The 15,989-nt window shown below is 53.0% G+C and carries 4 protein-coding genes, 4 tRNA genes and 6 rRNA genes; all 14 read right to left on the minus strand.

The features are described 5' to 3' along the window. Window positions 1-4: 4 nt before the first annotated feature. The 14 genes from ACSQ17_RS04360 to pssA all read right to left on the minus strand — a co-directional run bounded on the left by ACSQ17_RS04360 (window position 5) and on the right by pssA (window position 15,930). Entirely contained in the window at window positions 5-2,308 is a 2,304-nt protein-coding gene (locus ACSQ17_RS04360; protein ID WP_436067738.1) for an MlaD family protein, read from the minus strand. Next, on the minus strand, window positions 2,301-2,924 hold the full coding sequence (locus tag ACSQ17_RS04365) for a paraquat-inducible protein A (RefSeq protein ID WP_422910068.1): 624 nt from the start codon (window positions 2,922-2,924) through the stop codon (window positions 2,301-2,303). The genes ACSQ17_RS04360 and ACSQ17_RS04365 overlap by 8 nt, the downstream gene beginning before the upstream one ends. Beyond that, on the minus strand, window positions 2,911-3,570 hold the full coding sequence (locus tag ACSQ17_RS04370; protein ID WP_436067739.1) for a paraquat-inducible protein A: 660 nt from the start codon (window positions 3,568-3,570) through the stop codon (window positions 2,911-2,913). The genes ACSQ17_RS04365 and ACSQ17_RS04370 overlap by 14 nt, the downstream gene beginning before the upstream one ends. 145 nt (window positions 3,571-3,715) lie before the next feature. Further along, window positions 3,716-3,831 (minus strand): 5S ribosomal RNA (gene rrf, locus ACSQ17_RS04375). 133 nt (window positions 3,832-3,964) lie between these two features. Next, a 23S ribosomal RNA gene (locus tag ACSQ17_RS04380) occupies window positions 3,965-6,854 on the minus strand. A gap of 244 nt (window positions 6,855-7,098) precedes the next feature. Beyond that, window positions 7,099-7,174 (minus strand) — tRNA-Ala (locus ACSQ17_RS04385). 31 nt (window positions 7,175-7,205) lie between these two features. After that, window positions 7,206-7,282 (minus strand) — tRNA-Ile (locus tag ACSQ17_RS04390). A 65-nt stretch (window positions 7,283-7,347) separates the two neighbouring features. Next, window positions 7,348-8,884: ribosomal RNA gene (locus ACSQ17_RS04395) — 16S ribosomal RNA — on the minus strand. Between the two features lie 384 nt (window positions 8,885-9,268). Further along, window positions 9,269-9,384: ribosomal RNA gene (gene rrf / locus ACSQ17_RS04400) — 5S ribosomal RNA — on the minus strand. A 133-nt stretch (window positions 9,385-9,517) separates the two neighbouring features. Beyond that, window positions 9,518-12,407, minus strand: a 23S ribosomal RNA gene (locus tag ACSQ17_RS04405). A 244-nt stretch (window positions 12,408-12,651) separates the two neighbouring features. Then, window positions 12,652-12,727, minus strand: a tRNA-Ala gene (locus ACSQ17_RS04410). A gap of 31 nt (window positions 12,728-12,758) precedes the next feature. After that, a tRNA-Ile gene (locus tag ACSQ17_RS04415) sits at window positions 12,759-12,835 on the minus strand. 65 nt (window positions 12,836-12,900) lie between these two features. Next, window positions 12,901-14,437: ribosomal RNA gene (locus ACSQ17_RS04420) — 16S ribosomal RNA — on the minus strand. Together the 16S, 23S and 5S rRNA genes with 4 tRNA genes alongside form the textbook arrangement of a ribosomal RNA operon. Before the next feature lie 680 nt (window positions 14,438-15,117). Beyond that, window positions 15,118-15,930 (minus strand): CDP-diacylglycerol--serine O-phosphatidyltransferase, encoded by an 813-nt coding sequence (gene pssA, locus ACSQ17_RS04425; protein ID WP_233686503.1) that lies wholly within the window; start codon window positions 15,928-15,930, stop codon window positions 15,118-15,120. Window positions 15,931-15,989: the final 59 nt, after the last annotated feature.

Consider the following 15,989-nt stretch of genomic DNA (forward strand, 5'->3'; position numbering starts at 1 on the left):
TCGGTCATTTCTCCAGCGCGATTTTTGGCGCCCAGCGTAACCACTCTTCCTTGACCTCATCATGCAGGGCAAAAGTCTGTCCAGCCTGTGCCGGGCCGCCCATTTGCGGGTTATCCGGTGAGGCAAAGGCAATCCCACCTTCCAGCAAAGCCTCCAGCGACTCGGTACGCACTTTTACGCCACTGAACAGACCGGCATCCACACCAATGCCGCTGGCATTCCAGAAGCGGCTGCCGGTGCGCACCAAGGGCGCATAACGCGGCTCGATCAGGATGTGGATCAACACGCGATCCGAGGTTGGCCCCAGCTCGAAATCAGTGACTTTGCCCACTGGTACCTCACGGTAACTGACCACCACACCCGGCTTGATCGAACCACGCCGCGCGGCACTCAACACCAGACGCAAGCCCTGCTCGCGTACGCTGGCCTTGGGCGGTGCCTCGGCAGCCATAAAGCTCAGCTGCACAGCGCCTTTCTGCGCCGAGGGCTGCACCTCCAGGTACTGGCCCGTGACCAGCGTTTCCAGGTTGGCGGCACGGGTCAGGCTGACCTCAGGTTTGACCACCCAGAACTGCGTACCGACTCGGGCAATCTGCTGTGTTGCCTGGGTAACCCGCGCATGGAGAATCACCGCCTGCAGATCATCGGTCAGCTCGATACGCTCAACCTTGCCCACATCAAGCCCTTTGTAACGAATCGCCGTGCCTGGATTCAGCCCGTCGCCACGGGGCACGCGGATGGTCAAGGCCACGCCTTTCTCCAACGCCTGCTCCTGGCTGCTGTAGAGGTTAAAGCGCTGCACCCGTTTGTCATCCCTGGCGGCTTTCGGGTCAGGGGTCTCGAAAGCGATACCGCCAGCCAGCAAGGTCTGCAAGGACTCGCTCTTGACCTCAACCCCGGACAACCCACCTTTGAGGGTAATGCCACTGGCATTCCAGAAGCGCGTGCTGTTGTTTACCAGATGGGCATAGTCCGGCTCGATATGCACACCGAACGCCACCTGCTTGTTATCCCGTGACAGCTGATAGCTCTGCACCGAGCCAACCTTGAGTTGCTTGAACAGCACCGGGCTGCCGACCTCCAGCGAGCCACGCACGTCACTGAACAACACCAGATGCAGGCCGGGCGCTGCCAGGTCGAGCGGTGGCGCCTTGGGCCTGGCAACAAAGTCACGCGCCGGTGCGCCGCCCTTCTCACCTGGGCGGATGGCAATGTAGTTGCCTTTGACCAGCGCCTCCAGTCCGGTAATACCGGCCAGGGAAATCGACGGCTTGACCACCCAGAAGTCAGTGCCTTCCACCAGATAGTCTTCGGTGCGCGGATCCAGCATCAACTCGACCCGCGCACCACTGAGGTCATCATCGATTTTGAAGGTCTTCATGTGCCCGACCTGGATGCCCTTGTACATCACCGGCGTGCGCCCAGGCTCCAGGCCGTCAAAGTCATGCAGGGTGAGGTTGACGCGAATACCGGCCTGCGCCGTGTCGAAGTCCTCATACAGACGGAAGGGCAAGGACGGATCGGTCGGCGGGCTGTCCTTGCGGTGCTCCGGGGTGGCAAAGGCAATACCGCCGGCCACGATGCTGGCCAGCGACTCGGTGCGCACTGTCACCCCAGAAAGCCCCGCATCGATGGACACACCACTGGCGTTCCAGAAACGTGTGTGTTTACGCACCAGGGAGGCGAACTCCGGTTGAATAAATACCTTCACCTCAACCTGATTCTGATCCTCGAGCAGCGCGTAGCTTTTAACCCGGCCTACCTGGATCTGCTTGTAAAACACCGGGCTGTCGCGGTTCAGCGAACCCAGGCGCTCGGCCTTTAGGGTCAGGTGCAAGCCAGGCGCGGTATCGGCCAGCGGTGGCGGCTCATTGAGTGCGGTGAACTTGCGCGCAGGCTCACCATCACCCGGGCTGGCGGCAATGTAATTACCCGACACCAGGGTTTCTAAGCCGGTAATCCCGGCCAGCGAAACGCTCGGTTTCACCAGCCAGAAGCGGGTGTTGCTGAGCAGTTGATGCTCAACCCGCTTATCCATTTCCAGGGTCGCCCGTACACCTCGCTGCTCACCGCTGTCATCCAGCTCCAGGGCGGTGAGCTTGCCGATCGACATGCCCTTGTAGATGACTTCGGTCTTGCCGGCCTGCAGGCCTTCACCGGTCTCGAAGGTCACCTGTATCTCGATGCCCGCTTCGTTATAGGCTCGCCATCCCAGCCAGCCGCCGATCAGCAGCGCAATCAGCGGCAGCACCCAAATGGCCGACCAGTTCGAAGCGGGGCGTGCCTTGGCCAACGGCAAATCATTCATGGTCGTCATCCGAATCCGTGTTGTCCCATATCAAGCGGGGGTCAAAGGTTAGAGCGGCCAGCATGGTCAGCACCACCACACTGGCAAAAGCCGTTGCACCATAGCCGGGCTCGATACTGGCCAGGCTGCCGAAGTTGACCACTGCCACCAGTATCGCGATGACAAAGATGTCGAGCATCGACCAGCGGCCAATCCATTCGATAAAGCGATACATCAATATCCGCTGACGCGCCGACATCGGCTGATGGCGTTGCACCGAATAGAGCAACAGAGCGATACCCACCAACTTGAACGTCGGAACCAGAATGCTGGCAATAAAGACCACCGCAGCAATCGGCAGCATGCCGTAGTTCACCAGTTCGATAACACCCGACATGATGGTATCGGACTGCCCCTTGCCCAACGAGTTGACCGTCATGATCGGCAACAGATTGGCCGGGATATACAGCACTGCAGCCGTCAGCAATAACGCCCAGGTACGCACCAGACTGTTGGGCCTGCGCGCATGCAGGCGGCCACCGCAACGTGTGCAGAACTGTTTTCTGCTGTCCGGCTGCTGCGGATTGAGCTGATGGCATTCATGACAAATCAGCAACCCGGCATCAATCGCGCGCATGTTCATCCTCTCCCGACAAGGCTTCCCAGATCTGATGCGGCGACATCGTCACCTCCAGCCATACCTGCACCAGTAGCAGCGCGATAAAACACAGCAGCCCTAAACCGATGCTCAGCTCGGCCAGATCGACCAGTTTCACAATGGCCACCAGAATGCCCATCAGGTAGACCTCAAGCATGCCCCACTCGCGCATATGGTGATAAATGCGGTAGAGCAGCAGGCCATAACCGCGGCCAATATCCAGGCGAATAGTCAGCAACACCGCAAACTGACACAGCAGCTTGAGCAGTGGCACTGCCATGCTGCACAGAAAGACCACAACAGCGACGCCCTGCATGCCGTTGTTATACAACCCGAGCACGCCACTCCAGACTGTATCTTCGGTCGCCTGCCCCAATAAATTAAGACGCATGATCGGCAGGAAATTGGCTGGCACATAAAGCAGCAAAGCAGCAATCACCAACGCCATACTGCGGCGGATAACCTGCGTACGGTTCGTATACAGCTCGTAGCCGCAACGCGGGCATTCGACTCGATCACCGGCAGTAGTCGGTGGCTTACGCAGCAACAGATCGCACTCATGGCAGGCAATCAGTTGCTTGAGCTCAAGCTCGGAGAGTGCGTCAGGGGATGCCGGTTCGGCCATGTAAAGAACTCTGCTGGACGTGCGCCAAGGCATCATAGCCAGGCGCCGTATCATTGCCTATCAACGGTTACGTGTACGCACTTTGTTTTCGCGGCACAAAGTAAAACCCCCGATCAGTTACCTGATCGGGGGTTTTGGTATAGGTGCTTGACGATGACCTACTCTCACATGGGGAAACCCCACACTACCATCGGCGATGCATCGTTTCACTACTGAGTTCGGGATGGGATCAGGTGGTTCCAATGCTCTATGGTCGTCAAGCGATTCAGCTGGGATGTCGTCGTGAGACGCTATCCCGAATTGGGTATGTGATGTCTTGGTTTGTAGTCTTGCAGATTTTCGGCTGTTGCAGTCTTCATAGAGACACGCAAACATCAAATTGTTTGGGTGTTATATGGTCAAGCCTCACGGGCAATTAGTATTGGTTAGCTCAACGCCTCACAGCGCTTACACACCCAACCTATCAACGTCGTAGTCTTCGACGGCCCTTTAGGGAACTCAAGGTTCCAGTGAGATCTCATCTTGAGGCAAGTTTCCCGCTTAGATGCTTTCAGCGGTTATCTTTTCCGAACATAGCTACCCGGCAATGCCACTGGCGTGACAACCGGAACACCAGAGGTTCGTCCACTCCGGTCCTCTCGTACTAGGAGCAGCCCCTCTCAAATCTCAAACGTCCACGGCAGATAGGGACCGAACTGTCTCACGACGTTCTAAACCCAGCTCGCGTACCACTTTAAATGGCGAACAGCCATACCCTTGGGACCGGCTTCAGCCCCAGGATGTGATGAGCCGACATCGAGGTGCCAAACACCGCCGTCGATATGAACTCTTGGGCGGTATCAGCCTGTTATCCCCGGAGTACCTTTTATCCGTTGAGCGATGGCCCTTCCATACAGAACCACCGGATCACTAAGACCTACTTTCGTACCTGCTCGACGTGTCTGTCTCGCAGTCAAGCGCGCTTTTGCCTTTATACTCTACGACCGATTTCCGACCGGTCTGAGCGCACCTTCGTACTCCTCCGTTACTCTTTAGGAGGAGACCGCCCCAGTCAAACTACCCACCATACACTGTCCTCGATCCGGATAACGGACCAGAGTTAGAACCTCAAGGTTGCCAGGGTGGTATTTCAAGGATGGCTCCACGCGAACTGGCGTCCACGCTTCAAAGCCTCCCACCTATCCTACACAAGCAAACTCAAAGTCCAGTGCAAAGCTATAGTAAAGGTTCACGGGGTCTTTCCGTCTAGCCGCGGATACACTGCATCTTCACAGCGATTTCAATTTCACTGAGTCTCGGGTGGAGACAGCGCCGCCATCGTTACGCCATTCGTGCAGGTCGGAACTTACCCGACAAGGAATTTCGCTACCTTAGGACCGTTATAGTTACGGCCGCCGTTTACCGGGGCTTCGATCAAGAGCTTCGCGTTAGCTAACCCCATCAATTAACCTTCCGGCACCGGGCAGGCGTCACACCCTATACGTCCACTTTCGTGTTTGCAGAGTGCTGTGTTTTTAATAAACAGTCGCAGCGGCCTGGTATCTTCGACCGGCATGGGCTTACGTAGTAAATACTTCACCCTCACCGGCGCACCTTCTCCCGAAGTTACGGTGCCATTTTGCCTAGTTCCTTCACCCGAGTTCTCTCAAGCGCCTTGGTATTCTCTACCTAACCACCTGTGTCGGTTTGGGGTACGGTTCCTAATTACCTGAAGCTTAGAAGCTTTTCCTGGAAGCATGGCATCAACCACTTCGTCATCTAAAAGATAACTCGTCATCAGTTCTCGGCCTTGATTTCCCGGATTTACCTAAGAAATCAGCCTACCACCTTAAACACGGACAACCAACGCCGTGCTGGCCTAGCCTTCTCCGTCCCTCCATCGCAGTAATTAGAAGTACGGGAATATTAACCCGTTTCCCATCGACTACGCATTTCTGCCTCGCCTTAGGGGCCGACTCACCCTGCGTCGATTAACGTTGCGCAGGAAACCTTGGTCTTTCGGCGTGGGAGTTTTTCACTCCCATTGTCGTTACTCATGTCAGCATTCGCACTTCTGATACCTCCAGCAAGCTTCTCAACTCACCTTCACAGGCTTACAGAACGCTCCTCTACCGCTCAACTTACGTTGAACCCGTAGCTTCGGTGTATGGTTTGAGCCCCGTTACATCTTCCGCGCAGGCCGACTCGACTAGTGAGCTATTACGCTTTCTTTAAAGGGTGGCTGCTTCTAAGCCAACCTCCTAGCTGTCTAAGCCTTCCCACATCGTTTCCCACTTAACCATAACTTTGGGACCTTAGCTGACGGTCTGGGTTGTTTCCCTTTTCACGACGGACGTTAGCACCCGCCGTGTGTCTCCCGTGCTGACACTTGCTGGTATTCGGAGTTTGCATCGGTTTGGTAAGTCGGGATGACCCCCTAGCCGAAACAGTGCTCTACCCCCAGCAGTGATACACGAGGCGCTACCTAAATAGCTTTCGAGGAGAACCAGCTATCTCCGAGCTTGATTAGCCTTTCACTCCGATCCACAGGTCATCCGCTAACTTTTCAACGGTAGTCGGTTCGGTCCTCCAGTCAGTGTTACCTAACCTTCAACCTGCCCATGGATAGATCGCCCGGTTTCGGGTCTATACCCAGCGACTAAACGCCCTATTAAGACTCGCTTTCGCTACGCCTCCCCTATTCGGTTAAGCTTGCCACTGAATATAAGTCGCTGACCCATTATACAAAAGGTACGCAGTCACCCAACAAGTGGGCTCCCACTGCTTGTACGCATACGGTTTCAGGATCTATTTCACTCCCCTCTCCGGGGTTCTTTTCGCCTTTCCCTCACGGTACTAGTTCACTATCGGTCAGTCAGTAGTATTTAGCCTTGGAGGATGGTCCCCCCATATTCAGACAAAGTTTCTCGTGCTCCGTCCTACTCGATTTCATTAATAAGAGAATTTCGTGTACGGGGCTATCACCCACTACGGCGGCACTTTCCAGAGCCTTCCACTATTCTCAAATCAACTTAAGGGCTAGTCCCCGTTCGCTCGCCACTACTAAGGGAATCTCGGTTGATTTCTATTCCTCAGGGTACTTAGATGTTTCAGTTCCCCTGGTTCGCCTTACACACCTATGTATTCAGTGTGTAATAACCAGCTTATGCTGGCTGGGTTCCCCCATTCAGAGATCTCCGGATCAAAGTCTGTTTGCCGACTCCCCGGAGCTTATCGCAGGCTACAACGTCTTTCATCGCCTCTGACTGCCAAGGCATCCACCGTATGCGCTTCTTCACTTGACCATATAACCCCAAGCAATCTGGTTACTGTCTCTAACGTGAAGACGACATTCGCCGAAAATTTGCAATTGAGAACTACAAATTTTACCTTGACCAGATTAATTACCAGTGAAAGTAATTAATCAGTCACTTCTATCACATACCCAAATTTTTAAAGAACGATTTTCTTACTGGCCAAAGACCAGAAATCAACATTCATCTGCCTATGCAGGAACGTTCATTTCTGAACTCTAAACGAGGGTGTAAGTGGTGGAGCCAAGCGGGATCGAACCGCTGACCTCCTGCGTGCAAGGCAGGCGCTCTCCCAGCTGAGCTATGGCCCCAATTACATCTAAGGCCTCACCCCACAACAATTGGTGGGTCTGGGCAGATTCGAACTGCCGACCTCACCCTTATCAGGGGTGCGCTCTAACCAACTGAGCTACAGACCCAATCGTCTTTCGCAATGAATCAAGCAATTCGTGTGGGGACTTATGAAGAAGCTGAAGTCTTCGATTAAGGAGGTGATCCAGCCGCAGGTTCCCCTACGGCTACCTTGTTACGACTTCACCCCAGTCATGAATCACACCGTGGTAACCGTCCTCCCGAAGGTTAGACTAGCTACTTCTGGTGCAACCCACTCCCATGGTGTGACGGGCGGTGTGTACAAGGCCCGGGAACGTATTCACCGTGACATTCTGATTCACGATTACTAGCGATTCCGACTTCACGCAGTCGAGTTGCAGACTGCGATCCGGACTACGATCGGTTTTATGGGATTAGCTCCACCTCGCGGCTTGGCAACCCTTTGTACCGACCATTGTAGCACGTGTGTAGCCCTGGCCGTAAGGGCCATGATGACTTGACGTCATCCCCACCTTCCTCCGGTTTGTCACCGGCAGTCTCCTTAGAGTTCCCACCATAACGTGCTGGTAACTAAGGACAAGGGTTGCGCTCGTTACGGGACTTAACCCAACATCTCACGACACGAGCTGACGACAGCCATGCAGCACCTGTGTCTGAGTTCCCGAAGGCACCAATCCATCTCTGGAAAGTTCTCAGCATGTCAAGGCCAGGTAAGGTTCTTCGCGTTGCTTCGAATTAAACCACATGCTCCACCGCTTGTGCGGGCCCCCGTCAATTCATTTGAGTTTTAACCTTGCGGCCGTACTCCCCAGGCGGTCAACTTAATGCGTTAGCTGCGCCACTAAAATCTCAAGGATTCCAACGGCTAGTTGACATCGTTTACGGCGTGGACTACCAGGGTATCTAATCCTGTTTGCTCCCCACGCTTTCGCACCTCAGTGTCAGTATCAGTCCAGGTGGTCGCCTTCGCCACTGGTGTTCCTTCCTATATCTACGCATTTCACCGCTACACAGGAAATTCCACCACCCTCTACCGTACTCTAGCTCAGCAGTTTTGAAAGCAGTTCCCAGGTTGAGCCCGGGGATTTCACTTCCAACTTACTGAACCACCTACGCGCGCTTTACGCCCAGTAATTCCGATTAACGCTTGCACCCTTCGTATTACCGCGGCTGCTGGCACGAAGTTAGCCGGTGCTTATTCTGTCGGTAACGTCAAAGTAGCAACGTATTAGGTTACTACCCTTCCTCCCAACTTAAAGTGCTTTACAATCCGAAGACCTTCTTCACACACGCGGCATGGCTGGATCAGGCTTTCGCCCATTGTCCAATATTCCCCACTGCTGCCTCCCGTAGGAGTCTGGACCGTGTCTCAGTTCCAGTGTGACTGATCATCCTCTCAGACCAGTTACGGATCGTCGCCTTGGTGAGCCATTACCTCACCAACTAGCTAATCCGACCTAGGCTCATCTAATGGCGCGAGGTCCGAAGATCCCCCGCTTTCTCCCGTAGGACGTATGCGGTATTAGCGTCCGTTTCCGAACGTTATCCCCCACCACTAGGCAGATTCCTAGGCGTTACTCACCCGTCCGCCGCTCTCAAGAGAAGCAAGCTTCTCTCTACCGCTCGACTTGCATGTGTTAGGCCTGCCGCCAGCGTTCAATCTGAGCCATGATCAAACTCTTCAGTTCAATACTGCTTGGGTTTTGAGAAAACCCTAAACTTGGCTCAGCAATCGCAAAACTCTCAATTTAATGAGAGGTAACTCTCGAATTAACGAGTGTTGCTTTGTGATGCTGATAATCTTGCGACTAACAGTCTTACCTCACAAGCACCCACACGAATTGCTTGATTCAGTTGTTAAAGAGCGGCTGGTTAAGTCTTTCGTCTCAACCGAGGCGCGCATTCTACAGCAGCCTCATTCTGCGTCAAGCTATTTTTCAAAGAATTTCTCTTTCTACTCAACAACTTACAAGTGACGCTCAAGCATCAGGTTCTGCCTTTAGCAAAACTTAATCCTTGTACTAATAGTAAAACCCCCGATCAGTTACCTGATCGGGGGTTTTGGTGTAGGTGCTTGACGATGACCTACTCTCACATGGGGAAACCCCACACTACCATCGGCGATGCATCGTTTCACTACTGAGTTCGGGATGGGATCAGGTGGTTCCAATGCTCTATGGTCGTCAAGCGATTCAGCTGGGATGTCGTCGTGAGACGCTATCCCGAATTGGGTATGTGATGTCTTGGTTTGTAGTCTTGCAGATTTTCGGCTGTTGCAGTCTTCATAGAGACACGCAAACATCAAATTGTTTGGGTGTTATATGGTCAAGCCTCACGGGCAATTAGTATTGGTTAGCTCAACGCCTCACAGCGCTTACACACCCAACCTATCAACGTCGTAGTCTTCGACGGCCCTTTAGGGAACTCAAGGTTCCAGTGAGATCTCATCTTGAGGCAAGTTTCCCGCTTAGATGCTTTCAGCGGTTATCTTTTCCGAACATAGCTACCCGGCAATGCCACTGGCGTGACAACCGGAACACCAGAGGTTCGTCCACTCCGGTCCTCTCGTACTAGGAGCAGCCCCTCTCAAATCTCAAACGTCCACGGCAGATAGGGACCGAACTGTCTCACGACGTTCTAAACCCAGCTCGCGTACCACTTTAAATGGCGAACAGCCATACCCTTGGGACCGGCTTCAGCCCCAGGATGTGATGAGCCGACATCGAGGTGCCAAACACCGCCGTCGATATGAACTCTTGGGCGGTATCAGCCTGTTATCCCCGGAGTACCTTTTATCCGTTGAGCGATGGCCCTTCCATACAGAACCACCGGATCACTAAGACCTACTTTCGTACCTGCTCGACGTGTCTGTCTCGCAGTCAAGCGCGCTTTTGCCTTTATACTCTACGACCGATTTCCGACCGGTCTGAGCGCACCTTCGTACTCCTCCGTTACTCTTTAGGAGGAGACCGCCCCAGTCAAACTACCCACCATACACTGTCCTCGATCCGGATAACGGACCAGAGTTAGAACCTCAAGGTTGCCAGGGTGGTATTTCAAGGATGGCTCCACGCGAACTGGCGTCCACGCTTCAAAGCCTCCCACCTATCCTACACAAGCAAACTCAAAGTCCAGTGCAAAGCTATAGTAAAGGTTCACGGGGTCTTTCCGTCTAGCCGCGGATACACTGCATCTTCACAGCGATTTCAATTTCACTGAGTCTCGGGTGGAGACAGCGCCGCCATCGTTACGCCATTCGTGCAGGTCGGAACTTACCCGACAAGGAATTTCGCTACCTTAGGACCGTTATAGTTACGGCCGCCGTTTACCGGGGCTTCGATCAAGAGCTTCGCGTTAGCTAACCCCATCAATTAACCTTCCGGCACCGGGCAGGCGTCACACCCTATACGTCCACTTTCGTGTTTGCAGAGTGCTGTGTTTTTAATAAACAGTCGCAGCGGCCTGGTATCTTCGACCGGCATGGGCTTACGTAGTAAATACTTCACCCTCACCGGCGCACCTTCTCCCGAAGTTACGGTGCCATTTTGCCTAGTTCCTTCACCCGAGTTCTCTCAAGCGCCTTGGTATTCTCTACCTAACCACCTGTGTCGGTTTGGGGTACGGTTCCTAATTACCTGAAGCTTAGAAGCTTTTCCTGGAAGCATGGCATCAACCACTTCGTCATCTAAAAGATAACTCGTCATCAGTTCTCGGCCTTGATTTCCCGGATTTACCTAAGAAATCAGCCTACCACCTTAAACACGGACAACCAACGCCGTGCTGGCCTAGCCTTCTCCGTCCCTCCATCGCAGTAATTAGAAGTACGGGAATATTAACCCGTTTCCCATCGACTACGCATTTCTGCCTCGCCTTAGGGGCCGACTCACCCTGCGTCGATTAACGTTGCGCAGGAAACCTTGGTCTTTCGGCGTGGGAGTTTTTCACTCCCATTGTCGTTACTCATGTCAGCATTCGCACTTCTGATACCTCCAGCAAGCTTCTCAACTCACCTTCACAGGCTTACAGAACGCTCCTCTACCGCTCAACTTACGTTGAACCCGTAGCTTCGGTGTATGGTTTGAGCCCCGTTACATCTTCCGCGCAGGCCGACTCGACTAGTGAGCTATTACGCTTTCTTTAAAGGGTGGCTGCTTCTAAGCCAACCTCCTAGCTGTCTAAGCCTTCCCACATCGTTTCCCACTTAACCATAACTTTGGGACCTTAGCTGACGGTCTGGGTTGTTTCCCTTTTCACGACGGACGTTAGCACCCGCCGTGTGTCTCCCGTGCTGACACTTGCTGGTATTCGGAGTTTGCATCGGTTTGGTAAGTCGGGATGACCCCCTAGCCGAAACAGTGCTCTACCCCCAGCAGTGATACACGAGGCGCTACCTAAATAGCTTTCGAGGAGAACCAGCTATCTCCGAGCTTGATTAGCCTTTCACTCCGATCCACAGGTCATCCGCTAACTTTTCAACGGTAGTCGGTTCGGTCCTCCAGTCAGTGTTACCTAACCTTCAACCTGCCCATGGATAGATCGCCCGGTTTCGGGTCTATACCCAGCGACTAAACGCCCTATTAAGACTCGCTTTCGCTACGCCTCCCCTATTCGGTTAAGCTTGCCACTGAATATAAGTCGCTGACCCATTATACAAAAGGTACGCAGTCACCCAACAAGTGGGCTCCCACTGCTTGTACGCATACGGTTTCAGGATCTATTTCACTCCCCTCTCCGGGGTTCTTTTCGCCTTTCCCTCACGGTACTAGTTCACTATCGGTCAGTCAGTAGTATTTAGCCTTGGAGGATGGTCCCCCCATATTCAGACAAAGTTTCTCGTGCTCCGTCCTACTCGATTTCATTAATAAGAGAATTTCGTGTACGGGGCTATCACCCACTACGGCGGCACTTTCCAGAGCCTTCCACTATTCTCAAATCAACTTAAGGGCTAGTCCCCGTTCGCTCGCCACTACTAAGGGAATCTCGGTTGATTTCTATTCCTCAGGGTACTTAGATGTTTCAGTTCCCCTGGTTCGCCTTACACACCTATGTATTCAGTGTGTAATAACCAGCTTATGCTGGCTGGGTTCCCCCATTCAGAGATCTCCGGATCAAAGTCTGTTTGCCGACTCCCCGGAGCTTATCGCAGGCTACAACGTCTTTCATCGCCTCTGACTGCCAAGGCATCCACCGTATGCGCTTCTTCACTTGACCATATAACCCCAAGCAATCTGGTTACTGTCTCTAACGTGAAGACGACATTCGCCGAAAATTTGCAATTGAGAACTACAAATTTTACCTTGACCAGATTAATTACCAGTGAAAGTAATTAATCAGTCACTTCTATCACATACCCAAATTTTTAAAGAACGATTTTCTTACTGGTCAAAGACCAGAAATCAACATTCATCTGCCTATGCAGGAACGTTCATTTCTGAACTCTAAACGAGGGTGTAAGTGGTGGAGCCAAGCGGGATCGAACCGCTGACCTCCTGCGTGCAAGGCAGGCGCTCTCCCAGCTGAGCTATGGCCCCAATTACATCTAAGGCCTCACCCCACAACAATTGGTGGGTCTGGGCAGATTCGAACTGCCGACCTCACCCTTATCAGGGGTGCGCTCTAACCAACTGAGCTACAGACCCAATCGTCTTTCGCAATGAATCAAGCAATTCGTGTGGGGACTTATGAAGAAGCTGAAGTCTTCGATTAAGGAGGTGATCCAGCCGCAGGTTCCCCTACGGCTACCTTGTTACGACTTCACCCCAGTCATGAATCACACCGTGGTAACCGTCCTCCCGAAGGTTAGACTAGCTACTTCTGGTGCAACCCACTCCCATGGTGTGACGGGCGGTGTGTACAAGGCCCGGGAACGTATTCACCGTGACATTCTGATTCACGATTACTAGCGATTCCGACTTCACGCAGTCGAGTTGCAGACTGCGATCCGGACTACGATCGGTTTTATGGGATTAGCTCCACCTCGCGGCTTGGCAACCCTTTGTACCGACCATTGTAGCACGTGTGTAGCCCTGGCCGTAAGGGCCATGATGACTTGACGTCATCCCCACCTTCCTCCGGTTTGTCACCGGCAGTCTCCTTAGAGTTCCCACCATAACGTGCTGGTAACTAAGGACAAGGGTTGCGCTCGTTACGGGACTTAACCCAACATCTCACGACACGAGCTGACGACAGCCATGCAGCACCTGTGTCTGAGTTCCCGAAGGCACCAATCCATCTCTGGAAAGTTCTCAGCATGTCAAGGCCAGGTAAGGTTCTTCGCGTTGCTTCGAATTAAACCACATGCTCCACCGCTTGTGCGGGCCCCCGTCAATTCATTTGAGTTTTAACCTTGCGGCCGTACTCCCCAGGCGGTCAACTTAATGCGTTAGCTGCGCCACTAAAATCTCAAGGATTCCAACGGCTAGTTGACATCGTTTACGGCGTGGACTACCAGGGTATCTAATCCTGTTTGCTCCCCACGCTTTCGCACCTCAGTGTCAGTATCAGTCCAGGTGGTCGCCTTCGCCACTGGTGTTCCTTCCTATATCTACGCATTTCACCGCTACACAGGAAATTCCACCACCCTCTACCGTACTCTAGCTCAGCAGTTTTGAAAGCAGTTCCCAGGTTGAGCCCGGGGATTTCACTTCCAACTTACTGAACCACCTACGCGCGCTTTACGCCCAGTAATTCCGATTAACGCTTGCACCCTTCGTATTACCGCGGCTGCTGGCACGAAGTTAGCCGGTGCTTATTCTGTCGGTAACGTCAAAGTAGCAACGTATTAGGTTACTACCCTTCCTCCCAACTTAAAGTGCTTTACAATCCGAAGACCTTCTTCACACACGCGGCATGGCTGGATCAGGCTTTCGCCCATTGTCCAATATTCCCCACTGCTGCCTCCCGTAGGAGTCTGGACCGTGTCTCAGTTCCAGTGTGACTGATCATCCTCTCAGACCAGTTACGGATCGTCGCCTTGGTGAGCCATTACCTCACCAACTAGCTAATCCGACCTAGGCTCATCTAATGGCGCGAGGTCCGAAGATCCCCCGCTTTCTCCCGTAGGACGTATGCGGTATTAGCGTCCGTTTCCGAACGTTATCCCCCACCACTAGGCAGATTCCTAGGCATTACTCACCCGTCCGCCGCTCTCAAGAGAAGCAAGCTTCTCTCTACCGCTCGACTTGCATGTGTTAGGCCTGCCGCCAGCGTTCAATCTGAGCCATGATCAAACTCTTCAGTTCAATACTGCTTGGGTTTTGAGAAAACCCTAAACTTGGCTCAGCAATCGCAAAACTCTCAATTTAATGAGAGGTAACTCTCGAATTAACGAGTGTTGCTTTGTGATGCTGATAATCTTGCGACTAACAGTCTTACCTCACAAGCACCCACACGAATTGCTTGATTCAGTTGTTAAAGAGCGGTTGGTTAAGTCTTTCGCCTCAACCGAGGCGCGCATTCTACAGCAGCCTCATTCCTCGTCAAGTGATTTTGAAAATTTCTTTTCAATCTCAACCACTTGCGCCTTCGATCAACATCTAGCTTCTCGTCAGCGGGAGGTGAATTCTACAGCGTTTCAAACCACTGTCAACCGCCTCTTTTACCGCTTTCGATCTACCTGACCGAACCTCTTCAGACTCAAACACCACCACCTGAAGAGGTGGCGCATTCTACGCAACTTTCGCTGCTTTGCAAGCCCTTATTTAAATATAACTTCTTGTTTTATAAGAAGTTTAAGGAACCGCTTACACCTGAAGAGCTGCGCATTATAGGGACAGAAAATCCAAGGTCAACCGATTGTTGCGCTTTTGTTTCACCCCCAGCAAAAGCCTGCGCAACAATCCAAGCACCGCGTCGCCTGCAGAAACGACAAAGCCGTTGAAGCTGACGCTTCAACGGCTTTGTCGAACCACACACCCAATCGCTAGGCGCTTTTACCGCGACGCAGACGCAACAAGTACTGGATAGGACCTGAAGCTGCATAGGCCAGGAAAATGATCAGCAGAATCCGAGGAGGATCACTGAACACCACAGCAAACACCAGCACCACTGCCAGAATTGCCACGAATGGCACGCGACCTTTCAGATCAAGATCCTTGAAGCTGTTGTACTTGATATTGCTGACCATCAGCATGCCGGCAGCTGCAACCAGAAGCGCCACCACAAAGGCCATGTTCGAGCCTTTGATACCGAAATCACTGAACGCCCACACCGTACCCGCCACTACTCCAGCAGCAGCCGGGCTGGCCAACCCAATAAAGTAGCGCTTGTCGACACTGCCGATCTGCGTATTAAACCGCGCCAATCGAAGTGCAGCACCGGCTACATAGATAAAGGCAACCATCCAGCCAACCTTACCCATGCTGCCCAACGCCCACTCGAACGCCAGCAGCGCGGGTGCCACACCGAAGGCAACCATATCGGACAACGAGTCATACTCGGCACCAAAGGCACTTTGCGTATTGGTCAGGCGCGCCACACGCCCATCCAGGCCATCGAGCACCATGGCCACAAACACAGCCGCAGCCGCCACATAGAAATTGCCGTTCATGGCGTTAATGATGGCGTAGAAACCAGCGAACAGATTGGCCGTGGTAAAGAGGTTAGGCAGCAGATAAATGCCACGATGGCGCACCTTGCGACCTTCGGCGTCATGACCTTCTTCTACATGCTCATCGATCGGCAGCAGACTTTCGGCGTCGGCGGGAGACTGGGGCTCATCTGGACGTTCATTCATGAACAACACCTTGCAACGGATTTGGAAAATTTCGACAGGCGCCGACGCTAAGCGTTCAC

The sequence above is a fragment of the Pseudomonas sp. LjRoot71 genome, assembly GCF_964253255.1.
GTDB lineage: Bacteria > Pseudomonadota > Gammaproteobacteria > Pseudomonadales > Pseudomonadaceae > Aquipseudomonas.